This is a genomic window from Streptomyces capparidis (genome assembly GCF_054782095.1).
This window is the reverse complement of record NZ_BAAGTD010000004.1, coordinates 178,170-199,956: the sequence shown is the minus strand read 5'-3', so window position 1 is coordinate 199,956 and position 21,787 is coordinate 178,170. Positions and strand designations below refer to the sequence as shown.

Annotated in this window: 22 protein-coding genes and 1 pseudogene; 12 read left to right on the top strand and 11 right to left on the bottom strand. The window is 74.1% G+C overall.

Going from position 1 to position 21,787, the window contains the following annotated elements; translation table 11 throughout:
* Positions 1–30: 30 nt before the first annotated feature.
* A pseudogene (locus ACYVO2_RS05650) lies at positions 31–474 on the top strand (IS701 family transposase); the annotation flags it as partial.
* An 80-nt stretch (positions 475–554) separates the two neighbouring features.
* Here ACYVO2_RS05650 and ACYVO2_RS05645 read toward each other — a convergent pair.
* Positions 555–1,283 (bottom strand): SDR family oxidoreductase, encoded by a 729-nt coding sequence (locus tag ACYVO2_RS05645; RefSeq protein WP_461006471.1) that lies wholly within the window; start codon positions 1,281–1,283, stop codon positions 555–557.
* Positions 1,284–1,358: 75 nt separating this feature from the next.
* Here ACYVO2_RS05645 and ACYVO2_RS05640 point away from each other — a divergent pair, with 75 nt between their 5' ends.
* The 3 genes from ACYVO2_RS05640 to ACYVO2_RS05630 all read left to right on the top strand — a co-directional run bounded on the left by ACYVO2_RS05640 (position 1,359) and on the right by ACYVO2_RS05630 (position 2,318).
* Positions 1,359–1,736 carry a MerR family transcriptional regulator gene (locus tag ACYVO2_RS05640; protein ID WP_461006470.1) on the top strand — a complete coding sequence of 126 codons (378 nt, stop codon included), beginning with the start codon at positions 1,359–1,361 and terminating at the stop codon, positions 1,734–1,736.
* Between the two features lie 153 nt (positions 1,737–1,889).
* Complete coding sequence (locus ACYVO2_RS05635) at positions 1,890–2,018, top strand: helix-turn-helix domain-containing protein (RefSeq protein ID WP_461006469.1); 129 nt, start codon at positions 1,890–1,892, stop codon at positions 2,016–2,018.
* A gap of 33 nt (positions 2,019–2,051) precedes the next feature.
* On the top strand, positions 2,052–2,318 hold the full coding sequence (locus ACYVO2_RS05630) for a hypothetical protein (RefSeq protein ID WP_461006468.1): 267 nt from the start codon (positions 2,052–2,054) through the stop codon (positions 2,316–2,318).
* Positions 2,319–2,443: 125 nt separating this feature from the next.
* On the opposite strand, the gene gap is transcribed toward ACYVO2_RS05630, so the two are convergent.
* The 3 genes from gap to ACYVO2_RS05615 all read right to left on the bottom strand — a co-directional run bounded on the left by gap (position 2,444) and on the right by ACYVO2_RS05615 (position 5,106).
* The gene (gene gap / locus ACYVO2_RS05625) at positions 2,444–3,442 is read right to left on the bottom strand and encodes a type I glyceraldehyde-3-phosphate dehydrogenase (protein WP_461006467.1); all 999 of its coding nucleotides are present in this window, start codon (positions 3,440–3,442) and stop codon (positions 2,444–2,446) included.
* A gap of 96 nt (positions 3,443–3,538) precedes the next feature.
* Positions 3,539–4,495, bottom strand: a complete 957-nt coding sequence (locus ACYVO2_RS05620; RefSeq protein WP_461006466.1) for a GlxA family transcriptional regulator — start codon at positions 4,493–4,495, stop codon at positions 3,539–3,541.
* A gap of 359 nt (positions 4,496–4,854) precedes the next feature.
* Entirely contained in the window at positions 4,855–5,106 is a 252-nt protein-coding gene (locus ACYVO2_RS05615) for a hypothetical protein (RefSeq protein WP_461006465.1), read from the bottom strand.
* A 486-nt stretch (positions 5,107–5,592) separates the two neighbouring features.
* Here ACYVO2_RS05615 and ACYVO2_RS05610 point away from each other — a divergent pair, with 486 nt between their 5' ends.
* Together ACYVO2_RS05610 and ACYVO2_RS05605 are read left to right on the top strand one after the other, a co-directional pair.
* The gene (locus ACYVO2_RS05610) at positions 5,593–5,946 is read left to right on the top strand and encodes a cupin domain-containing protein (protein WP_461006464.1); all 354 of its coding nucleotides are present in this window, start codon (positions 5,593–5,595) and stop codon (positions 5,944–5,946) included.
* Positions 5,946–7,010: an ROK family protein gene (locus ACYVO2_RS05605; RefSeq protein ID WP_461006463.1), complete on the top strand. Its 1,065-nt coding sequence runs from the start codon at positions 5,946–5,948 to the stop codon at positions 7,008–7,010. Before ACYVO2_RS05610 ends, ACYVO2_RS05605 begins: the two co-directional genes overlap by 1 nt.
* Positions 7,011–7,082: 72 nt before the next feature.
* Here the strand turns inward: ACYVO2_RS05605 and ACYVO2_RS05600 are convergent, their stop codons facing one another.
* From ACYVO2_RS05600 to ACYVO2_RS05585, 4 genes are read right to left on the bottom strand one after another with little or no spacing between them, the layout of a single operon-like run.
* Entirely contained in the window at positions 7,083–8,084 is a 1,002-nt protein-coding gene (locus tag ACYVO2_RS05600; RefSeq protein WP_461006462.1) for an alcohol dehydrogenase catalytic domain-containing protein, read from the bottom strand.
* Entirely contained in the window at positions 8,081–9,349 is a 1,269-nt protein-coding gene (locus tag ACYVO2_RS05595) for an aspartate aminotransferase family protein (protein ID WP_461006461.1), read from the bottom strand. The genes ACYVO2_RS05600 and ACYVO2_RS05595 overlap by 4 nt, the downstream gene beginning before the upstream one ends.
* Positions 9,346–10,821, bottom strand: coding sequence for a trehalose-6-phosphate synthase (locus ACYVO2_RS05590; protein ID WP_461006460.1), 1,476 nt, complete (start codon positions 10,819–10,821; stop codon positions 9,346–9,348). The genes ACYVO2_RS05595 and ACYVO2_RS05590 overlap by 4 nt, the downstream gene beginning before the upstream one ends.
* The gene (locus tag ACYVO2_RS05585) at positions 10,818–11,720 is read right to left on the bottom strand and encodes an SDR family oxidoreductase (protein ID WP_461006459.1); all 903 of its coding nucleotides are present in this window, start codon (positions 11,718–11,720) and stop codon (positions 10,818–10,820) included. Before ACYVO2_RS05585 ends, ACYVO2_RS05590 begins: the two co-directional genes overlap by 4 nt.
* Positions 11,721–12,061: 341 nt before the next feature.
* Here ACYVO2_RS05585 and ACYVO2_RS05580 point away from each other — a divergent pair, with 341 nt between their 5' ends.
* Together ACYVO2_RS05580 and ACYVO2_RS05575 are read left to right on the top strand one after the other, a co-directional pair.
* Positions 12,062–13,024 carry a sugar phosphate isomerase/epimerase family protein gene (locus ACYVO2_RS05580; RefSeq protein WP_461006458.1) on the top strand — a complete coding sequence of 321 codons (963 nt, stop codon included), beginning with the start codon at positions 12,062–12,064 and terminating at the stop codon, positions 13,022–13,024.
* A complete protein-coding gene (locus ACYVO2_RS05575) occupies positions 13,021–14,118 on the top strand; it encodes a sugar phosphate nucleotidyltransferase (RefSeq protein WP_461006457.1) in 1,098 nt (365 codons plus the stop codon). Before ACYVO2_RS05580 ends, ACYVO2_RS05575 begins: the two co-directional genes overlap by 4 nt.
* A gap of 31 nt (positions 14,119–14,149) precedes the next feature.
* Here ACYVO2_RS05575 and ACYVO2_RS05570 read toward each other — a convergent pair whose 3' ends face one another.
* Complete coding sequence (locus ACYVO2_RS05570; RefSeq protein WP_461006456.1) at positions 14,150–15,046, bottom strand: carbohydrate kinase family protein; 897 nt, start codon at positions 15,044–15,046, stop codon at positions 14,150–14,152.
* The gene (gene aroB / locus ACYVO2_RS05565) at positions 15,039–16,187 is read right to left on the bottom strand and encodes a 3-dehydroquinate synthase (protein ID WP_461006455.1); all 1,149 of its coding nucleotides are present in this window, start codon (positions 16,185–16,187) and stop codon (positions 15,039–15,041) included. Before aroB ends, ACYVO2_RS05570 begins: the two co-directional genes overlap by 8 nt.
* Positions 16,188–16,361: 174 nt before the next feature.
* Here aroB and ACYVO2_RS05560 point away from each other — a divergent pair, with 174 nt between their 5' ends.
* The 4 genes from ACYVO2_RS05560 to ACYVO2_RS05545 all read left to right on the top strand — a co-directional run bounded on the left by ACYVO2_RS05560 (position 16,362) and on the right by ACYVO2_RS05545 (position 20,418).
* Positions 16,362–17,015: a nucleotidyltransferase domain-containing protein gene (locus tag ACYVO2_RS05560; RefSeq protein ID WP_461006454.1), complete on the top strand. Its 654-nt coding sequence runs from the start codon at positions 16,362–16,364 to the stop codon at positions 17,013–17,015.
* The gene (locus tag ACYVO2_RS05555) at positions 17,012–17,767 is read left to right on the top strand and encodes a hypothetical protein (RefSeq protein ID WP_461006453.1); all 756 of its coding nucleotides are present in this window, start codon (positions 17,012–17,014) and stop codon (positions 17,765–17,767) included. The genes ACYVO2_RS05560 and ACYVO2_RS05555 overlap by 4 nt, the downstream gene beginning before the upstream one ends.
* Positions 17,764–18,426 carry a nucleoside/nucleotide kinase family protein gene (locus ACYVO2_RS05550; RefSeq protein ID WP_461006452.1) on the top strand — a complete coding sequence of 221 codons (663 nt, stop codon included), beginning with the start codon at positions 17,764–17,766 and terminating at the stop codon, positions 18,424–18,426. Before ACYVO2_RS05555 ends, ACYVO2_RS05550 begins: the two co-directional genes overlap by 4 nt.
* 336 nt (positions 18,427–18,762) lie before the next feature.
* Positions 18,763–20,418, top strand: a complete 1,656-nt coding sequence (locus ACYVO2_RS05545; protein WP_461006451.1) for an alkaline phosphatase D family protein — start codon at positions 18,763–18,765, stop codon at positions 20,416–20,418.
* 346 nt (positions 20,419–20,764) lie between these two features.
* Here the strand turns inward: ACYVO2_RS05545 and ACYVO2_RS05540 are convergent, their stop codons facing one another.
* Positions 20,765–21,367 carry a hypothetical protein gene (locus ACYVO2_RS05540; protein ID WP_461006450.1) on the bottom strand — a complete coding sequence of 201 codons (603 nt, stop codon included), beginning with the start codon at positions 21,365–21,367 and terminating at the stop codon, positions 20,765–20,767.
* Positions 21,368–21,787 lie beyond the last annotated feature (420 nt).

Genomic DNA, 21,787 nt, shown 5'->3' with positions numbered 1-21,787 from the left:
CAGTACCTGTTCTCCACGCAGTACAACGGCGCGGGCGCCGGCGCGAAAGGCCCGCGCCGATACGACTGGGCCGCCGTCGACCTGATCCCCACCCACTCGGCGGGCACCTGCCAGCTACTGATCCGCCGCGACCGCACCACCGGCCAGGTGGTCCACTATCGCTGTTTCCGCCCACGGCCAGTAGCGCTGCCCGCCCTGGTCCGCGTCGCCGGAACCCCCTGGCTGCGCTGGGCGACCCTCGCGATGCTCGCCCATGCCTTCCTGGCCGTCATCCGCGCCGGCGAGCACCAGGAACACCCCACCCCCACCGGACTCATCGCCCTCACCTGCAACGAGACACATCGACTATTCGCTCTGCCCGCCGCATCCCCGAACGACCAACGCGACCATCGCCTGCGCTGGTCCCTATGGCGTCGTCGACACCAGGCCCGCGCCCGCGACTGCCACTACCGCCGACGCGAGGCCACAGCATGAAGGTCCACAACCGCGGATGGAGTATTAATTGACTGAGCTCAGGGGCAACCGACCGCAGTCAGTGCGCCCCGAGGGGCCCCTCATGCCGCCGTGAGCGCCGCCAGGGCGCGGTCCATCGCGGCGTTGAATTCTTCCGGCGTCAGTGGCAGCCGGGACTTGACGTCCCGACTCCACTGGTCGGCGAGGACCTCGGCGGAGTTCGCCTCGACACCGTCGAGCGCCGCGTCGGCCAGGTCCGACGGCGCGATCTTGGCCACGGGCCAGCCCGCGGCCATGTCGGTGTCGGCCAGGCCGAGGTGCACCGCTGTCACGAGTGTGCCCTGCTCGGCGAGTTCCAGGCGGACGCCGTTGGTCATGGCCCAGGCGGCGGCCTTGGTCAGGTGGTAGGCATTGGCGCCCTTGCCCCCGAACCATGACATGGCGGACAGAACGTTGACGATCGCGCCCCCGTCGTTCCTGGCGAGCGCCGGCGCGAACTCCCGGATCATTCCCAAGTGGCCGAACATGTTGGTCTCCAGCTCGTGCCGCACCGCGTCCAGCGAACCGGTCACCAGGTCGGTCCCCGTCTGGATCCCCGCGTTGTTGATGAGCAGCGAGACGTCCGGGGCGGCCTCGGCTGCGGCCCTCACGGATGCGGGATCGGCGATGTCGAGGGGCAGCACGTCGACCCCGGGCAGGTCCACGGTCTCGGGCCGGCGAGCCGTCGCGTAGACCTTGCGGGCGCCCCGCTCGAGCAGGCGCTGGGCGAAAGCGCGGCCCAGGCCGCGGTTGGCTCCGGTGACAAGGGCGACTGAGTTGGTGATGTCCATGCCCGGTACGCTAAAACCTGACGCCAACGTCAGAGGCAAGCGCTGGTCACCAAGGCCGGGGTGAGAGGAATCACCATGACCGTCACAGAGGCCGCGACCGAGCGGCTGATCCGCATCGGCGAGGTGGCGCGGGGTGCCGGCGTCTCGGTGCGCGCCGTGCGCTACTACGAGCAGCAGGGGCTGCTCATCGCGGAGCGCAGCCCATCCGGCCAGCGCCTCTACCGGCAGGATGCCGTCCCCCTGATCCGTTTCTTCCAGCAGATGTTCGCCGCTGGCCTGACCAGCCGGAGGATCACGGAACTCCTTCCGTGCTGGGACTCCGGGCACACCGACGCCGAGCAACGAGCCATGCTGCGCGCCGAGCGGGACCGCATCCAGGCCAAGGTCGACGACTTGCAGGCTGCCCTGGACCGCCTCGACGAGGTCATCGCGATCACGGACACGCACCCGTAGGCGCGGTCGGTCGGACGTCGCACCAGCGATCTACGGCTGGAGTACTGGTGACCTGAGTCAGAGATTCGTCGTCGGTCGGGCATGAGTCGTCCGGGTCCGAGGATTCCGCCGCTGTCGGTCACTGATGCCCAGCGGGTGGTGATGGAGGGCTGGTTGCGTCGCCGTACGACGGCTCAGGCGTTGGCTCAGCGGTCGCGGATCGTGCTGGAGTGCGCCGAAGGCCACTCGATCATGGAGGTGTCCCGTCGGCTGCGGATCGCTCCGGACACCGTCCGGACCTGACGGCGTCGCTTCACGGAGCGAGGACTGGACGGCTTGTGCGGCGACCCGCGGCCCGGCGTCCCACGGAAGATCACCGATGCCGATGTCGAGCGTGTCATCGTCAAGACGCTGGAGGGAGGAGACGCCGAGGAACGCGACCCACTGGTCGACGAGGTCGTTGGCCGCGGCCAGCGTCCTGCCTTCATCAACGACGCGGACGCCGCCCTGTGCCACCTGCCGACGGAGACCGAGCCGAGCGAGTACGGCGAGTCGCTCATCGTGGGCTGCCGCGCCGCGATCAGCAGTCTGAGCCGTGCCTGACCTTCTCGGCTCAGCCGCCGCAGGCCCGCGTGGGGCGCGACGTCTCCCCGTAGACCGGTTCGGGGTGCTGCCGTCCGGCCCGCGCGGCGAGGGCGAGCCGCGCGGGCGGTGGAGCGCGCGGGCGGTCAGCGGGTGGCGAGGAGTTCGAGTGTGTCGATCACGCGGTTCGAGAAGCCCCACTCGTTGTCGTACCAGGCGACGACCTTCACATGGCGGCCGTCCACGCGGGTGAGGGCGGAGTCGAAGATCGACGACGCCGGGTTGCCGGTGATGTCGGAGGAGACGAGCGGGTCGTCGGAGTACTCCAGGATGCCGGCGAGCGGCCCCTGCGCCGCGGCGCGGTACGCCGCGAGCACGTCGTCGCGCGTGACGTCGCGGGCGACGGCCGTGTTGAGTTCGACGATGGAGCCCACCGGGACCGGTACGCGGATCGAGTCGCCCGACAGCTTGCCGTCGAGGCTCGGCAGCACCAGGCCGATCGCCTTGGCGGCGCCGGTCGTGGTCGGCACGATGTTGACGCCGGCGGCACGGGCGCGCCGGGGGTCGCGGTGCGGACCGTCCTGGAGGTTCTGCTCCTGGGTGTAGGCGTGCACCGTCGTCATGAAGCCGTGCTCGATGCCGGCCAGGTCGTCCAGCACCGCGGCCAGCGGGGCGAGCGCGTTGGTCGTGCAGGAGGCGTTGGAGACGATCGTGTGCAGGTCCGGGTCGTAGGCGTCGGTGTTGACCCCGAAGGCAAGGGTGACGTCGGCACCCTCCGACGGCGCGCTGACGAGCACCTTCCTCGCCCCCGCGTCGAGGTGGGCGCGGGCGGCCTTCGCCGAGGTGAAACGGCCCGTGGCCTCCAGGACGATGTCGACGCCGAGTTCGGCCCACGGGAGCCTCGCGGGGTCCCGCTCGGCCAGCACCGTGATCCGGCGGCCGTCGACGACGAGGGTGTCCCCGTCGACGGTCACCGGACGCCCGAGCCGCCCGGCGGTGCTGTCGTAGGCGAGCAGCCGGGCGAGGGCGACGGGCTCCGTGAGGTCGTTGACGGCGACGATCTCCAGGGTGCTGTCGCGTTCCAGCAGTGCGCGCAGCACATTGCGTCCGATGCGGCCGAATCCGTTGACGGCGATGCGAGTCATGAGTGATGTCCCTTCCCTTCACCACCAGGCTGGCCTGCTGCTCGCGCCGCTGACAGTGGCGTGATCGCCATGGTTCGAAAGCATCCCGCCACGGTGTTACTCGCCCTTGGTGAAGGTCCGCCGGTACTCGTTCGGGGTGGTGCCGAGGATGCGCCGGAAGTGCAGGCGCAGGTTCGCGCCGGTGCCGAGGCCGACCTCGGCGGCGATCTGCTCGACACTGCGCTCCGACCGTTCGAGCAGTTCGCGGGCCAGGTCGATGCGGGCGCGCATCACCCACTGCATCGGCGTGTAGCCGGTCTCCTCGACGAAGCGCCGGGAGAACGTGCGCGGCGAGACCCCGGCCTGCCGCGCCAGCGTGTCGAGGGTGAGGGGCTCGCCGAGCCGGTGCAGCGCCCACTCCCGGGTGGCGGCGAAGCGCTCGCCGAGCGGTTCGGGGACGCTGCGCGGCACGTACTGGGCCTGGCCGCCGCTGCGGTAGGGGGCGGCGACCAGGCGGCGGGCCGCGTGGTTGGACACGGCCACCCCGTGGTCGCCGCGCAGGATGTGCAGGCACAGGTCGATGCCGGAGGCGGCGCCGGCCGAGGTGAGCACGCTGCCCTCGTCGACGAACAGCACGTTCTCGTCGACCCGGACGAGCGGATGCCTCGCCGCGAGCGCCCGTGTGTAGTGCCAGTGCGTCGTGGCGCGCCTGCCGTCGAGCAGGCCCGTGGCGGCGAGGGCGAAGGCACCCGTCGAGATGGCGGCGAGCCGCGCGCCGCGGGCGTGAGCGGCGATCAGCGCTTCGACGACGGCCCGCGGCGGGTCGTCCCGGTCCGGGAACCGGTAGCCGGGCACGAAGACGACGTCGGCCCACTCCAGCGCGTCGAGGCCGTGGGCGACGGAGTACGACAGGCCGTCGCCGCCGGTCACCAGACCGGGCGCCGCCCCGCACACCCGCACCTCGTAGGGCATGCTCGCGCGGGTCGTGAAGACCTGCGCGGGGATTCCGACGTCGAGGGGCTTCGCACCTTCGAGCACCAGGACGGCGACGCGGTGCAGGCGGGAGGCTGACACGGGGAAGAGGCTACGCGGGGCAGCCGCCGCCTGCGGGTGGGAAGGCCGGTGCCCGGACCCGCCGCCAGGCTTTCGACCGTGGTGGCGGGCGGCCGGGGTGGTGCGGGCGTCGGCGTCGCGTGGCTCGGACGCGGCCGGGCGGCCTGGCGAGCCGGTTCGGTGAGCGGCGCGGCATGCGCGGAGCGAAGGGGGCGGGGAGCGGTTGGCCGCCCGCGGCGGCGGGCGCGGCTCCACCGGGCGGGAACCGCGGCGCGGCGCAGGAGCCGTCCGCCTGGGCGGGTCGGCCGGACGTGGCGCCACCGTGTCCTGCCGTCGCCTCGCGGCTGTCGCGGACCGCGGCCTCAGCGGCCGGGGCCGCCCTACCCGGCCGCTGAGCTGCGCCGGTCGCCGTCCTCCTCGCAGGACAGCCGGCGATTGCCGTGGCCGGCGGTGAAGGAGCGCGTCAGGCTGTCCTCAACCTGGGTCATGGCCGTGTGGTTCACCTTGACCAGGCCGCCGAACGGGCGTTTCACATCCCGGATGATCAGCAGGATCGTGGTGAACAGGGAGGTGAGCACCACCAGGGTGGCGGTGACGATCAGGCTGTTGCGGCGGGGCAGGGACACTCCCATGACGGCGACCATGACGCACATCGCGGCGAGGAGCAGCCATAGCCATCAGGATGGTGATGATCACGCGGTCGCCTCCTTCGGTCGGCGTGCCCACCGGCAGGCCGAGCGGCGCCGGCGCCTGTGTCTCCTGGTGCCCGGGGGCGGCTCCTCGTGTTCGAGGTCCCGGGCATCTCGAGGACGGCGGTGGCGGTCGCCCAGCACTGGGCGCCGGACCCCGCACCGGTCCGTATGAGAGGCCGGCGAGCCGTCGTGCCACCGCCTGCCCGGCGGGCCCGAGTAGGCCTTGGTGTGTGAGTTCTTCCGGTCGTGTGCTGGTGGGATCGCCGTACTTCTGCGGGTGGGTTCGCGTTCGACTCCGGGCCGACCGCTCGTCCTCTTTCGGACTTTTCGCCGCATATTTGCTGTCAATCATGGAAGTACTGTTCACGGCGGCTGGTGGGTCATCAGCGTGCGGTGGAGGCTTCCGGAGGGATCGGCGGTGGGTGCATGCGGCGTGTTCGCGGGACGGTGGACGATGGGCTGCGGCTGCTGCACGGGTGCCACGGCGGGGCGGGGAGCGTGCGGGTCTTCCGGCCGTTCCAGCGGCGGCCGGGCGGGGCTCAGGTGGACTTCATCGACCTGGCGGTCGTACCGCCGGGCTCGGAGATCGGCCGTCACCGGCACGGTGACGACGAGGAGTGGTACGTGCTGCTGCGCGGAACGGCCACGATGTTCCTCGACGGGGACGCCTTCACCGTCTCGGCCGGTGACATCGTGGTGAACCGGCCCTTCGGCGAGCACGGGCTGCGCAACGACTCGTCCGAGGACGTGCACCTGTTCGTCTTCCAGGCCAGCCGCTGATGGCGGCCGGGCTGTACCTGGTGGCCGACGTCGGCGGGACGAGCCTGCGCACCGGCTGGGCCGAGCCCGGCGCGGCGGTGGTGCGGGGGGTGCGGCGCGAGGCCGTGCAGGGGGCCGAGCGCTGCCCGGGGACTCCGGTGGCGGCGCTCCAGGAACGGGTGGTCGCGCAACTGGTGCGGGCCCTGAGGGAGCAGGCCCGCCGCGCCCCGCGCCCGGTGACCGCGGTGTGCGTGGCCTTCGCGGGGCCGGTCGACGGGCGCGGGAGGGTGACGGGCGCGCCCACCGTGTGGGGGCCGCACGGAGCGGTGGTGGCCCTGGGGGACGTGGTCGCCGGCGAGCTGGGTGTGCCGGTGCGGGTGCTCAACGACGTCACCGCGGCGGGCTGGCGGTATGTGGACGGCGCCGACGGGGGCGAGGACTTCTTCTGCATGGTCACGGTCAGCTCGGGGGTCGGCAACAAGGTCTTCCGGCGGGGGGAGGTGCTGGTGCCCGAGGACGGGCAGGGAGGGGAGATCGGGCACCTGCGGGTGGACCGGTCGCCGTCCGCGCCGCGCTGCGACTGCGGGGGGCGCGGGCATCTGGGCGCGGTGGCGTCCGGCCGGGGCGCGCTGGCCTGCGCCCGCGCCCTGGCGGTACGGCATCCGGTCGCCTTCGCCCGTTCGGCGCTGTGCCGGGCCGGCGGGGGCGATCCGGCGGCGCTGGGCGCTCCCGACGTGGCCGACGCCGTTCGCCGGGGGGACCCCTTCGCCCTGCGGGCCGTGGGGCCGGGGCTGGGCCACCTGGCGTGGGCCCTGTCCGGTGTGCACGCGGCGCTGGGGGTGCGCCGGTTCATCGTCATGGGGGGGTTCGCCCGTGCCGCGGGCCCGGTGTACCTGGCCCGGCTGGGCGAGGCGCTGCGTGAGGTGGGCTGCTTCGGCGTCCGGCCCGAGGACGTGGCCGGCATGCTGTGCGCGGCCGAGCCCGACGACGACCATGGGCTGATCGGTTGCGTCCGCCACCTGGACCGGCACCCGCCGGCCGCCGCGCCGCGCGGGGTACCGTCCTGGGCCGAGTGGGCGCCGTGACCGGCTCCGCCTGGTGGTGGACGCCGTGCCCGCCCGTCGCCGCGGGCGGGCCGGGGCGGGTCCGGCGCCGGCTCACGGCCAGACCAGGGTCTTGCCCAGCAGGCGCGCGGCGGCCGGGTCCCGCAGGACGCCGGGCAGGTCGGCGAGCCGGATCTCGCGGGTGATCAGGCGCTCCACCCGCGGCCCGGCGGGGGCGGGCCGCGACAGCGCCCGCACCGCCGCGCCGAAGTCGCCGGGCGCGGTGCCGTAGCTGCCGCCGACCCGGACGTCCTTGCCCCGCCACCGGGCGGCCACCACGCGCTCGCGGCGGCGCGTCGCGTCGAGGTCGCAGTCCAGTCCGGGCAGGGCGTCCCCGGGCGCGGTGCCGCCGTAGAGGACGACCAGCCCTCCCGGGGCGGTGGCGCGCAGCGCGTGGCCGAGCAGTTCGGGCAGGACGAAGCTGGTGGCCACCACCGCCACGTCCAGGCCGTCGGTGGGCAGCGACGACAAGGGGCCGATCGGCGCGTTCAGCACGGCGCGCTCGCGCAGGAACGCCGCGCGGTCCTCGCCGCGGTTGCCCAGCACGACGGCGGCGCCCCGCGCGTCGGCGAGGGCGGCGATGAGCACTCCGGCGTTGCCCGCGCCGAGCACGCCGAGGCGCAGCCCGGCCAGGCCGCGGCCGAGGTGGCGGGTGATCGCGCCGAGGCAGTGCCGGGCACAGGCCAGCGGCTCGGCGAACACCAGCCGGCGGGCGTCGGCGCGGTGGGGCAGCACCGGCAGCGCCTCGGTGAGCCGGTCGGCGGGGCCGGCCGCCCACATGGCGGTGGCGAAGCCCGTGCCGCGCCGGACGGGGACGTTGGGGTCCAGGCCGACGCGCTCCCCGGGCGGCAGCGCGTCGAGCGTGGACTCCTCGACCACGCCGACGAGTTCGTGTCCGAACTGACTCGTGCCCGGTCTGCGGCCGGCGACCTCCTTGAGGTCGGACCGGCACAGCCCGGCCACTTCGATCCGGACGCGCACGGTGTGCTCACCCGCGGGTCGCCGCGGCGGCGCCGCGTCCAGGCGCGGGCCGTCCGGCTCCAGTACCACCTTCATCCGAGGGTGTGCAGCGCGTCGCCGAAGCGGTCGGCGATCAGGTGTGCGTCCTCGGGGGTGGTGATCAGCGGCGGGCGCAGTTCGATGACGTTGCCCAGGCCGTGCTCGGACACCCGGGTGAGGACGCCGTGCCGTTGCAGCTCGCGCTGGTAGGCGTTGGCCTGCTCGACCGCCGCCGAGCCGTCCGGGCGCACCAGCTCCACTCCCAGCATCAGGCCGGGGCCTCGGACGTCGCCGATGACCGGGTGGTCCTGGCCGAGGGCGCGCAGCCGGTCGGTCAGGACGGCGCCGGTGCGGCGGACGTTGTCCAGGAACCCGGGGCGCTGGACGATCTCCAGGGTCTTCACCGCGGCGGCGGCGGCAAGGTTGTGCCCGCCGTAGGTGAAGCCGTGCAGGGAGCGGTCCCAGTCGGCCATCCACTCCTCGGTGAGGATGGCCGCCAGGGGCAGCCCGCTGCCGGTCAGCCCCTTGGCGAGGGTCATCATGTGCGGCTGCACGCCGAACAGGTCGGCCGCGAACATCTGCCCGGTGCGGCCGAAGGCGGTCTGGATCTCGTCGAAGATCAGCAGGATGCCGCGGGCGTCGCAGAACTCCTTCAACTGCCTGAGGTAACCGGTCGGCGGGACGACGTTGCCGCCCACTCCGCTGATGGGCTCCACCAGCACGCAGGCGACGCTGCCGGAGCCGGCGTAGGTGATGAAGTCGTCGATCCGCTCCACGCACAGCATCCCGCAGGTGTCCGGTGTCTGCCGGTAGAAGCAGCGCAGGCAGTAGGGCCCCGGTACGTGCAGCGCGCCGGGGAAGCGGTGCGGGAAGGGCGCGCGCATCCTGCTGCTGCCGTTGAGTCCGGCGGCGGCCAGGGTCTGTCCCACGTGCCCCCGGAACGGCACGATCACGTCGCGGCACCCGGTGTGGTACTGGGCGATCTTGATCGCGCCCTCGTTGGCGGTGGAGCCGCCCGAGCTGCGCAGGTTGACCCGGGTGAGGTTGGCGGGGCTGAGCTTGACCAGCTCCTCCATCACGCGGTTGGTGGCCAGGGTCTGGAAGGAGGAGTTGGCGAACACCAATTCCTCGGTTTGCTCGCGTACCGCCGCCATCACCTCGGGGTGGTTGTGTCCGAGCAGGAGGTTGAACGTCCCCGAGATGCAGTCCAGGTACTCGCGCCCGGTGCTGTCCCAGCAGCGCACGCCCTCGCCCCTGACCAGCACGGTGTCGCCGAGGCTGTGCTGGGCGGCCCGCCGCGGGTCCGTCACCGCCTCGCTCATCGCGCTCCGCCCCCTCGGGCGGGGCCGCTGCGGGTGGACTCGCGGTGATCGGCTTCCAGATCGTCGAGCTGGGCGCGCACCCATGCCTCCAGGGTCCACGGCTCGGCGGCGGCGCGGCGCCGCGCGGCGGCCTCGGCGCGGCGGCCGGCGGGTGCGGTGAGCCCGGCGGTGATGGCCTCGGCCTGTTCCACGAGGTCGAATGGGTTGACGGTGCGGCAGACCGGGCCGAGCAGCTCGGCCGCTCCGCAGCCTTCCGACAGGACCATCTCGGCGTCGCGGGCGTTGACCAGGGTCGCCTCGAAGGCGCAGAGGTTCTGGCCGTCCACGGTGGAGTTGAACACCAGCAGGTCGGCGCGGCGGAAGCAGCCGAGGGTGTGTTCGACCTCGTTGTCGCAGTGGTAGCGCACCGCCTCCCGGTCCAGTGCGGTGTTGGCCTCGGTCACGGCCCGGCGGACCTCGCGCACGTAGTCGGCGTTGGCCTGGACATACAGCCGGTTGGGGTTCATCCGTACCAGCATCCTGGCGTCGCGCAGACGCTCGTCGGAGCGTGCCGCCAGCGTGAACGCCCGCACCGCGCGGTGGGCGTTCTTCATCGGGTCCGTCCGCCCGCTGTGGACGACCAGGGGACCTTCGCCCGCCCACTGCTCGATGTCCCGCGGCAGCCGGGGGGTGCGTCCGCCGATGGTCAGCGGGCTGTAGCCGAGCGGCATGGTGCGCACCCGGGTGCGGTGGCCGCCCCGGCTGACGGTGCCCGCGGCGCGGTCGACCTCGGCGTCCGGGAACAGGTCGGCCACGCAGTCGAGGAAGTTGCGGGCCCACCGGTCGGCGAAGAAGCCGATGGTGGTGGCGGGCAGCATGCCCGCCAGCAGGCCGGTGCGCATCGGCTTGGGCAGCACCCGCCAGTAGTCGGGGCCGGGCCAGGGGACGTGGATGAACAGCAGCACGGGGGCGGTCGGCCGCTGGGCGCGCAGTTTCGCGGGGACGCCGATGAGCTGGTAGTCGTGCACCAGGTAGGCGGGGTCGGTCGCGTCGGCGGAGTCCTTCAGCAGCGCCTCGGCGAAGTCGTTGGTGAACTCCTCGAAGCACTCCGCGGCGCGGTAGGTCTCGGCCTCGAAGGTGGGGGCGGTCCAGGTGTCCCAGCCGTGGTTGATGGCCGCCCACAGCACCTGCGCGGTCAGGTGGGTCTGCACCACGTCGAAGGTCTCGCGGTCGTGGCGCAGCAGGTGCACCCGGATGTCGCGGCCGGACGGCAGGCCGAGGACCAGGCCGTCCGGGTTCTCCTCGGCGGCCCGGTGGTCGTGGGGGGTGTCGGCGCTGGCGATCCACGCCACGTCCAGCACGCCGGCCTGCTCGGCCACCACGTTGCCGGTGCCGCCGGGCGCGAGCCAGGACCGCAGGCGGCCGGTGTCCGGGTCGGGCGCGTAGCTGACCGCGGCCCGCTTGCTGGCGAGGAAGAGCTGGGAGAACGTCATGGCCGATCCTTTGCGTCGGAGATGAGTCGGGTGCTGGCGTCGAGGACGTCGGTCGGCGACAGGCCGGTGAGTTCGGGCAGCCGGCCGGCCCGTTCGCTGTGCAGGCAGGCGTTGCGCGGACGGCAGGCGTAGGCGGTGCCCTCCCGGGGCACGGGCGTGACCAGGGCGGGGTCGACGCCGTGGCCGAGGGCGATGTGCGTCGCCCAGGCGAACCTGCTCAGCCTGCGCGGGCCGCCGAGGTGGACCACGCCGGTGTGCGCCGAGTCCAGCAGCGCCGCGGTCCACGCGGCGGCGTCGTCCACCAGCACCGGGGTGTTCCACAGGTCGTCGGGCACCGCCACCGGCCGGCCGGCGCCCAGTGTGCGGGCGCAGGTGGTGAAGAAGTTCGGCCGCAGGCCGGCGAGGTCCCAGCCGTAGACCAGGCTGACCCGCAGCACCAGGCAGTTGCCGGTTCCGAGCAGGATCTCCTCGGCCGTGCGCTTGGCCCGGCCGTAGGCGTTGGCCGGTGCGGTGGGATCGGACTCCGCATGGCTGTCCTTCTCCCCGGCGAACACGTTGTCCGTGGAGACCAGCAGCACCCGGCGGCCCCGCACGGCTTCGGCCAGGTGCCGGGCGCCCTCCCGGTGCGCGGCGACGGCCCGGCCGGGGTCGGCCTCGCAGCCGGTGATGTCCGAGGGCCCGTGCACGCTGACGACCGCCTCCGGGCGGACCGCGTCGATCGCGGCGCGGACCGCACCCAGCTCGCGCACGTCGACCGGGAGCCAGGCCAGCCCTTCGGGGAGCGCGGGTCTGCGCCGTGAGCTCACCGTCACCGCGTGGCCGCTGCCGACCAGCGTGCGGCCGATGTGACCGGCGAGGTATCCCGCGCCGAGCACCAGCACCCGCGGCCGGGCGTTCATCGCTCCCCCGCCGTCCGTCCGCCGTCCGCGCCGGCCCCTGTGCGAGCCGCGGGCGGCGGCGCGGACCCGCGGCGATCCGCCGCGGCGCCCAGGGGACGGTGCGCGCACCCGCGTCCGGCGGTGCGCGCGACGGCGTGCGGACAGCGCGCGGTGCTGCGAAGCTGACAGCAGGCCGGGCCCCGCCGCGCCGGTGGTCCGCCCGCCGCGGTACCGGCCGCGTCGCGGGCGTGGCGCGGCGAGCGACCGCGGGCGGTGCCGGGGCGAGAGGTCCCGAGCCGGCCGCCGGAGGGCGCGCGGGGCCCGCGGTCCGGCGCCGCAGGCGGCACGGAAGGAGCAACCTCATGCCGTACGGTCCGATCCGGCTGGGCCTGTGCCTGGCGTCCCTCGCGCCCGCCGGCCTGGAAGGCGCGCTGCGCGTCGCCGGCCGAGAGGGAGCGGACGTGGTGGACCTGCCGACCGACAGCACCCTCAAGCTGGTCGACGCCGGGCGGCTGGAGGACCCCGGGCACCACCGGGAACTGCACCGGGCCCTGGACGCCGCCCGGGTGGTGGCCGGCTGCGTGAGTAACAGCCGCGACACGCAGCTCCTGCTCGGACCGCACGGGCCGCACACCGATCCGGTCCTGGCCGGACCGGCCGGGCAGAAGTGGGCGTACGGCCTGCGCGCCGCGTTGGCCACCGTCCGGCTGGCCGCCGGGATCGGCGCCCCGCAGGTCCGGCTGATGCTCGGCATGCCGGACTTCGGCCGCTGGCTGTCCTGGCCGGGCAGCGACGTGAGCTGGCGGGACAACATCGGTGTGTGGGCGCGGGCCGCACGGCCGGTCCTGGAGCTGGCCACCCGGCTGGGTGTGCAGGCCCTGATCGAGCCGCACCCCAAGCAGGCGGTCTACGACCCGGCCAGTGCGCGGGCGCTGCTCGCGGCCGTCGACGGGGTGCGGCTCTGCCTGGACCCGGCGAGCCTGGCCGCGACCGGCCACGACCCGGTGGGCGCCGTGCGGGGCTGGGGCGACCGGCTCGCGGCCGTGCACGCCAAGGACCTCCAGCGCTGGCCCGGGGCGCAGGATCCGCACGGGCCGGGCTGGTTGCGCTACGGTCCCGGGCCGGCCATCCGGTTCCGCGCGCTGGGCTGCGGTGACCTGCCGTGGCCGGCCATCGTGGCCGCGCTGCTCGACGAGGGGTACCGGGGGGTGGTCTACGTGGAGCACGAGGACGCCCTCCTGCCGGCCGAGCAGGGGGTGGCGAACTCGGCGGCGATGCTGCGCCGGCTGCTGCCGGCCGGCGAGGGCGCCGGGAGGACCTGGTGAGCCCGGCCGGGGTGCGCGGCGCCCTGCTGGCCGGCGGCCTCGGTGAGCGGATGGGACCGCTGACCGCGCGGGTGTGCAAGCCGCTGGTCCCCTACGCGGCCTCGTGCCGCCTGGTCGACTTCAGCGTGGCGAACGTGGTCCGCTCGCGGGTGCCGGAGCTGGTGCTGCTGTCCCTGCACCGCGAGTCCGCCCTGGTGCGCCACCTGCTGGAGCACTGGGACGGCCGTCCCGGGACCAGGCTGCACTTCGGGCCGCACGACGCGCTGCTGCGCGCCGGGGGGCTGCGTCCCGGGCAGGCGTTGCCGCGGCGCCCCGCCGAACGCGGCACCGCGGACGCGCTGCTGGCCAACGCGGAGTACCTGTTCGCGCCCGGCGCCACCGATCTGCTGGTGCTCCACGCCGATCACGTGTACGTGTGCGACTACGGGCCGATGGTGGCCGCCCACCGCGCCTCGGGCGCGCACTGCACCATCGGTGTCCAGCGCATCGAGCGCCGGTACGTGAAGCTGTTCGGGATGGTCGAGGTGGACGCCGACCTGCGTGTCAGGGCCCTGGTGGAGAAGCCGGAAGATCCCGTGTCGGACCTGGTGTTCACCGCGTTCTGCCTGCTGCGCGTCGACGCGCTGCGCGAGGTGCTGGCCGTGCTTGCGGCGCGCGGCCCGCACGGCTGGCAGCACGACATCAGCCGTGACGTGCTGCCGGAGATGATCGCGCAGGGGCGGCCGGTGCGGGCGTTCCCGGTGGAGGGGTACTGGGCGGACATCGGCACCGTCGACCGGTACCACTCCGAGCAGCTCAAGCTGGTGGGGCACCCGCACCCGATCCCGCCGGAGTCGCTGCCGCGCACGCTGCCCGGCGCGGCGCCGCGCTGTCTGGCCGGCCGGGGCGGTCTGGCGAGCACGGACCTGCCGGCCGGGGCGGTCGTCGAGGAGAGCGTGCTGCACCCCGGCTGCCGTATCGAGCCGGGCGCGCGGGTGCTGCGCTCGGTGGTCCTGCCCGGGGCGACCGTGCCGGCCGGGGTGACCGTGCGGGACAGCGTCGTCCTGGCGGGCGAGCGCCTCGGCCGCGACCGTGCCGGACTGCCGGTGCGGTGAGGGGCCGCGGCCCGGCGGTCCGGAGCGGGGGTCAGCCCAGGGCACGGTCCAGCTCCCCGGCGGTGATGAACGCGGTGTGCGTGCCCGCCGTGCGCACCGCGTACGCGCCCGCCAGCGTTCCCGCCCTGGCACATGTGTGCCAGTCCCGACCGGACAGCCAGGCGTGGAGGAAGGCGGCCACATAGCTGTCGCCCGCGCCGTTGGTGTCCACCACCTGCTCGGGCGGCAGCGGCACGGCCGGCACGTGGCGCAGCGGCTGCCCCGGCACCTTCAGGTAGCTGCCGTCGCCGCCGGCCATCAGCACCACGGCCTTGGCGCGGCCCCGGACGGTGATGTCGTCCGCGGTCTCCTCGACCCGGCCCTCCAGACGGCTGGTGGACACGAACACCAGGTCCGCGCCGTAGGCGAAGTCCGCGCGGGACTCGGCCCTGCCGTCCCAGCCGTGCAGGTCGCTGGAGGTGGACAGGCCGGCGGCGACCGCCTCCGCCAGTACGCTGCGCGTCCACTCCGCGATGGAGACGTGCGCGTGGCGGGTGCGGCCGAGAGCGGCGCGGTACAGCTCCGGGGGCACCGCCATGTCGGGTGGATGGCGGCCGTCGTACAGGGACAGCCGTCCGCCGCCCGGGTCCACCAGGTTGACGCTGCGACTGGTGCCGCTGGGATGGATCCAGTGGTCGAAGGGCAGGCCCACCCGGGCGTAGTGGTCGAGGATCAGCTCGCCCTCCCGGTCCGCCCCGATCACGGCCGCGAACCGGGTGCGCAGCCCGAGGTGGTGGCAGCCCAGCGCCACGCCGTTGCCGGTGTGGGCGACATACTGCCGGATCGGCGGGACATGGATCGTGTCCTGCACGGGCAGCGGCAGGGCGGGGACCCGCACGATGGTGTCCACGCCGAGGCCGCCGACCACGAGCACGTCCCACTCAGCCATCGTCCTCCCCCGTCCCGGCGGTGGACACCATCGCGGAGCGGATCTCCTCCTCGGCCACGTCATCGGCGATCACCGTCTCCCCCAGCTCGACCGGGAGCACGAAGCGGAGATGGCCGTCGCGGATCTTGCGGATCTGCTCCAGCGCGGCCACCACCCGGGCCGGGTCCAGCCGCACCGGCAGGTCGGCGAGGGTGACGGGCAGCCCGACGCTGCGCAGCAGCCGGGTGATCCGCCGCAGCAGCGCCGGATCGAGCAGTCCTCGGCGTGCGGCGATCCGGGAGTCGCAGGCCATGCCGAAGGCGACCGCCTCGCCGTGGTGCACCGGGCGGTAGCCGGTGACCGTCTCCACCGCGTGCCCGACGGTGTGGCCGAAGTTCAGCGGCCGCCTCAGCTCCCGCTCATAGGGGTCCTTCTCGATCAGGCGGCACTTGATGAGACTGGCCCCGTGCACCAGCCGGGCGGTGACCGCGGGGTCGGCGGCCAGGATGCCGGGGTACTCCGACTCGATGAGCCGGAACAGCTCCGGCGAGGCGATGATGCCCTTCTTGATGGCCTCCGCCAGTCCCGCCCGCAGCTCGCGGGCGCGCAGCGTGCCGAGGTAGCCGACGTTGGAGACGACCGCCTTGGGCTGGTAGAACGCGCCGATCAGGTTCTTGGCCGTGCTGTGGTCGACGGCGACCTTGCCGCCCAGCGCCGCGTCGACGTGGGCCAGCAGCGTGGTCGGTACGTTGATGTAGGGCACGCCGCGCATGAAGGCGCTGGCCACCCAGCCGACGGTGTCGATGACCACGCCACCGCCGACCGCCAGTACCACGTCACGGCGGGCCAGCTCGGTGCCGGCCAGCCAGTCCAGCAGCCGCACCGCGGTGTCCAGGTTCTTGCTGACCTCCCCGGCGGGGAAGGAGGTCAGCACCACCTTCACCCCGGTCTCCGTCAGCCGGCGCGCCAGGCGGCGCGCGTGCAGCTCGGCCACCGCGTCGTCGGTGATCAACGCGACCCGTCTGCCGTCGATCTCCGCGCACAGCCGTCCCACCGCACCGGTCTCGTCCCGGCACACGTGGACCGGGTACTCGTCGCGGCGCAGGGCGGTCGCCATGACCGGGACGTTCAGATCCGGCGGCATCCCGAGCCGTTCGGACACACGGGCGCTCTCCGTCATCTGCCTGCGCTTCCATGCTCGACAACGGCTGAAAAGGACTTGACGTTCTTGACGCTTCTTGACGTTCTTGACGTTTTTGTCGCTCAGCTTCTTAGACATACCGCACTATTGCGGCAAACTATACTAAAACTCTCGTCGATCGTCAGGATGGTGGTCGTGCGACACGGAGCGGAACCGACCGGGGAACCCGGACCGTGGTGCCCCGTTCGGCCCGAGGACATCGCCGCGGTGCTGGCCGGCGCCGACTTCCCCTGGTGGATCGCGGGCGGCTACGCCGTCGAACTGGCGATCGGCCGCACCGTGCGGCGCCATGCCGACATCGATGTGCTGGTGCTGCGGCGCGACCAGCACCGGCTGCGACGGCATCTGGCCGGGTGGGACCTGCACCTGGTGGACCCGTGCGGCGCCGGACCGCTGGGCCCGTGGCCGTCCGGGGAGCCGATCCCCCCCGCCGTGCGCGACCTGTGGTGCCGTCGCACGCCCTCCGACCCCTGGTCGGTGGAGGTGACACTGGGCGAGACCGAGGGCGAGACGTGGGTCTCCCGGAGGGACCCCCGGATCCGCCGGCCGCTCGCGGCGCTCGGCCGCACCTCCCCGACCGGCATCCCGCACCTGAACCTGGCGGTCCTCATGCTCCACAAGATCCGCGCCACCCGGGAGAAGGACCATGTCGACTTCCGGGCGGCGCTGCCGTTCCTGGACGCCGACGACAGGCGGTGGCTGGTGCACTGCATCGACCTCACCGACCCGCGGCACCCCTGGCGAGAGCACCTCGCGCGGCCCCGTGACCACCACCGGGAGGACGTGTGACCACCCGCCTCCCGCCGGGGCCGCCGGGGCCGCCGCTGAGGGACGCCTGGCAGCTCCAGGCCGACAGCCTGCTGGTGCAGCGGCTCCACCACCACCTGGACGCGTGGCGCCGGACCGTCGCCGCGGGGACGCCGCCGCCCGGCGTCGTCGGCACCGGCCTCGCCTCCCTCACCAGGCGGCCCACCGCGCCGGTCCCCGCCGAGGCGGTGCGCCTGCTCCGCGCCGCGCACCTGTCGCACTGGTGGCAGCTTCCGCGGCAGTACGGACAGCCGGCGGCGACGGCGGACAGCGACGCCCTGGCGGACAGCGCGGCGGCGGCGGCCCGCGCACTGTTCGGCGGAGCGGCGGCCCCCGGGGCGCCGTGGCAGCACGCCGTGGCCGCGGCGGCCGAGGCGGGCGCCTGGTGGGTGGGCTTCTTCGCGGTGATCCGGCACCGCGGAGTGCACCACCGGTCGCGGGAGCCGCACCTGGCGCCGGTCCACCGGGAGGCGCTGCTGCACGCGGTGCGGACCGTCGCGCACGGGGTGTCGACCCGCGTCCTGCGGGCGCAGATGAGCGCGAGCGACGAGCCGACGGCGCGCGCGGCCTACTGCCGGGCCGTCACCGCGGGACTCGCGGCCGAGCGGGAGCTGCCGCTGCTGATCGAGGAGCTGGGCGAGACCCGCCTGGCCGACCTGGTGAGCACCGCGGTCCCGTGGCGCGGGCAGTTCGCACCGTACGCGAGCGGTTCGGGAACGGGACGGGTCGAATGAGCCGGCCGTACCCCTTCGTGGCCGTGGAAGGACTCGACGGCACCGGGAAGACCACGTTGTGCAAAGCACTCTTCCGGCTCTGGCGGGACCTGTACCGGGTGACGCCGCTGTGCCTGCTCACCACCAACCACCTGACGGCCGGGCAGGTGCCGGCCCTCATCGAGGGCAAGTTCCGGCCGACTCCCCGCAACAGGGACGCCTACCTCTCGGCGGTCGCCGACGACAAACGCGCCTCCCTGGAGCTCCTGGTCCGGCCGCACCGTCCCGTCCGGCCCGTGCTCGCGGACCGCTGGCTGCTCAGCGAGATGGCGTTCTTCGCGGTGAAGCACGGCATGGCGCCCACGGACACCTATCGGGCCGTGACGGCGGGCATCGACGACGGCCCGGACGTGACCGTCGTGCTGGACCTGGCCGTGGCCGAGTCCGTGCGCAGGGCCCGCGGCCGGCCGGGCGACCCCACCCGGCCGGACTGGGACACCCACGAGGTCCAGGCGCGGGTGCACGAGGTCTACGCGTCGGTGTCCGCCCGGCCCGGCGCCTTCCCGCTGCTCGGTGAGGTCATCCGGCTCGACGCCGGGGCAGGGTGCGCGGAGCTGCTGCTCGCCGTCTGGGACGCCCTGACCGAACGCGGCCTGCTCCCCGCCGTGCCCCGCGGCTGAGCCGAACCGGAGCCCGCGGCACCGCGACCCGGGCAGCCAACACCCGGGGCACCGCCGAACGGGCGACGCCGGCGCACGCCTGAGGTGGCGTCGACTGCCCATCCGTATTACACCAGTAGGACAGGCCGGACGGCTGCCGGCCGCGGCGCCCCGGCCGGATGCCTCAGGTGCCGGGCCCGCGCCCGTCCGCCGGCGCCGACCGGCGACTCCCGGCCGCCGCGGCGGAAACCGCCGCAGGCAGTGGGCCGGAGCCGTCCGCCGGCCGTTCCCGCCCCCGGGCCGTCGGCGCGGTGGGGCCGAACCCGCTCGGAGCCCGACGACCACGGAGGTACCGCGATGACGCATGGAACCGGACGGGCCTCCGGGCCGGCCCGCACCCCCGCCGGGAGTCCGCCGGAGTGCGGGCAGCCCGCGGCGGGCGTCCGCCGCAGGACGCTGCTGTACGGCACGGCCGCCGCCGTCGCGGGCGCGGTGGCGGCGCCCGGCGGCGCCGCGGCCACGGGCGCGCCGCCGGCGCTGATCCGATCCGGCCGCCCGGCGGCCCTGTGGGGAGTGCGCGCCGGCGATGTCGGGGCCACCTCCGGCCTGGTGTGGGTGCGGTCGGACCGGCCGGCGCGGATGGTGGTGGAGACCGCGGCGACCGAGTCGTTCCGCAACGCCCGGCGCTGGCCCGGCCCGCTGCTGGGCGCCGGCACCGACTTCACCGGCACGGTCCGGCTGCCGGGCCTGCCCCCCGGCACCCAGGTGCACTACCGGGTGATCCTGGCCGATCCGGACGATCCGCGGCGCGCCGGGCAGCCGGTGACCGGCACCTTCCGCACCGCACCCGACCGGCGCCGGGACGGGGTGCGCTTCGTGTGGTCCGGCGACCTGGCCGGACAGGGCTGGGGCATCAACCCCGACATCGGCGGTTACCGGATCTTCAACGCGATGGGCGCCCTGGACCCGGACTTCTTCCTGCACAGCGGCGACGCCATCTACGCCGACAACCCGATCCCCGCCACCGCCGCCCTGCCCGACGGCCGGACCTACCGCAACCTCACCACCGAGGAGAAGTCCCACGTCGCGCAGACCCTCGCCGACTTCCGCGGCAACTTCCGGTACAACCTGCTCGACGGCGCCATGCGCCGCTTCAACGCCCGGGTGCCCGCCATCGTGCAGTGGGACGATCACGACGTGCGCGACAACTGGTACCCGGGGCAGGTGATCTCCGGCGACCGCCGCTACACCGTGACCAGCGTGGACGTCCTCGCCGCCCGCGCCCTGCGGGCGTTCGGCGAGTACTTCCCCATCACCACCCTGCGCCGACCGGACGGCCGCATCTACCGGGTGGTCCACCACGGCCCCCTGCTGGACGTCTTCGTGCTCGACATGCGCACCCACCGCAACGCCAACTCGCCGAACACGCAGACCAGCGACCCGCAGGGCGTCCTGGGCCGCGGACAACTGGAATGGCTCAAGGCCGGACTGGCCGCCTCCCGCGCGACCTGGAAGGTCATCGCCGCCGACCTGCCGCTCGCCCTGATCGTCAGGGACACCACGGAGGGCAGGCCGAACTTCGAGGCGGTGGCGCAGGGCGATCCGGGCAGACCACTCGGCCGGGAGTTGCAGATCGCCGAACTGCTCCGGTTCGTCAAACACCGGCGGATCACCGGCACCGTGTGGCTGACCTGCGACGTCCACCACACCGCGGCGCACCACTACCAGCCCGCCAAAGCGGCCTTCAGCGACTTCGAGCCGTTCTGGGAGTTCGTGTCCGGGCCGCTCAACGCCGGCTCGTTCCCCGCGGGCCGCCTGGACGCCACGTTCGGCCCGGAACGGGTCTTCGTCAAATCCCCGACCGCCCTGAACGTCTCACCGGCCGAGGGCCACCAGTTCTTCGGCCAGGTCGACATCGACGGCGGCTCCGGCGAACTGACCGTGCGGCTGCGGGAGCAGGACGGCACGGTGCTGTTCACCCAGGTGCTGCAACCCGGACGGGTCGGCCAGTGACCGGGCGGCGGACGCGAGCCGCACCACCACCACCACGCCGCCGGTGCGCGGGGCCCGCCGGCTGAACCTGCTCGTTCCGCTGGGCCGGCGCCGGCACGCCGAAGGGGGCCTCCTCGCCGCACCGCACTTCGGTCCCAGCCTGCGCGCCTGCCGGAGCTGACCGGAACGTGCGAATCGTTCGCCGCCCGCACCGCGGCCGCCGGTCGGCGCGGATGAACCCCTGCCCGCCGGGTCCACGGCGCGGCCGGTCTCGGGCCGGAGCCTGTGGACCGTGACACGGTGCGTGTGGACCTGGGCGCGGTTCCCCCGCCATCCAGCCGCGGAGCCCCGCCCGCGGAGAGGGGCGTCAGGGAGTGGCCGCGGGGAGCGGGGCGGCGCAGAGCCGGGAGATGCGCCACTTGGTGCCGGGGGTGAACACCCTGGTCTCCGTCCCGTCCTCCGCCCGGAACGTCGTCGAGCCCGCGGTGTACGCCTCGCCCTTGCGGGAGGTGTCGGCCAGCCGGAACCGCAGCTTGACGTCGATCCGCTCGCCCGGCTCGAGATCGGTGTGCGTCACCTGGCTCCACACCGTCAGGTCGCCGTTGTACAGCCGCAGCGGCGTCCAGGCGCCCGTGGCCGGCTCCAGGTACTCCAGGCTGAGCGTGTCGGTGAAGTGGTCGCCGTTGTACGGGTCGAACGACACCTCGGAGACGGCCTGCGGGTACGTCGGTTCGCCAGGGTTCGTCACCGTCAGGGTGAACTCGGACCACCTGCCGCCCGGCCTGACGCACTCGGGCAGCCCGGACAGGCGCATCTCGGGGGCGGCCTGGGAGGCGCTGCGCTCGGCAGGCTGGGCCGCGGGCGCGGCGGCGCGGGGCTGGGCGGTGGCCGGTGCGCCGAGGAACGGGGTGAGCAGAAGCGCGGCGGTCCCGGCCGCGGGCAGCAGGGCACGGCGAAGCGTTAACTTCATGGGGTTCTCCCGAACGGGTCGAATGGCGGTTGCCTTCGCCCGGATCGTAGGCAGCCGCGGGCCCGCGGCGAAATGGCGGCAGGCGGGCCGAGAAGCGGAACGTACACCTCCATGACGCCGCATTCCATGGCCAATGCGAATAGTTGTCCATCCCTCGCCCTGAATCTCTGTGACACATGTCATCAGCCGGAATCCGCGGGGCGCCGGCCTCCGCCCACGGGCCGGCCGCCGGGGTGCCGCCACCGGTCCCAGGCGGGGGGCGGGGCGCCCGCGTTGGCGCTTGCCACGGCGGGCAGGGCCGCACCTGCCTGCGGTAACGCCGCTCGGACAGGGTGGTGCGAACCCGGAGCGCCCAGCGCCCCGGGATGCGGACGTCAGAGACCCCAGCCCGTGCCTGGTGATCGGCGTGCCTGACGGTGC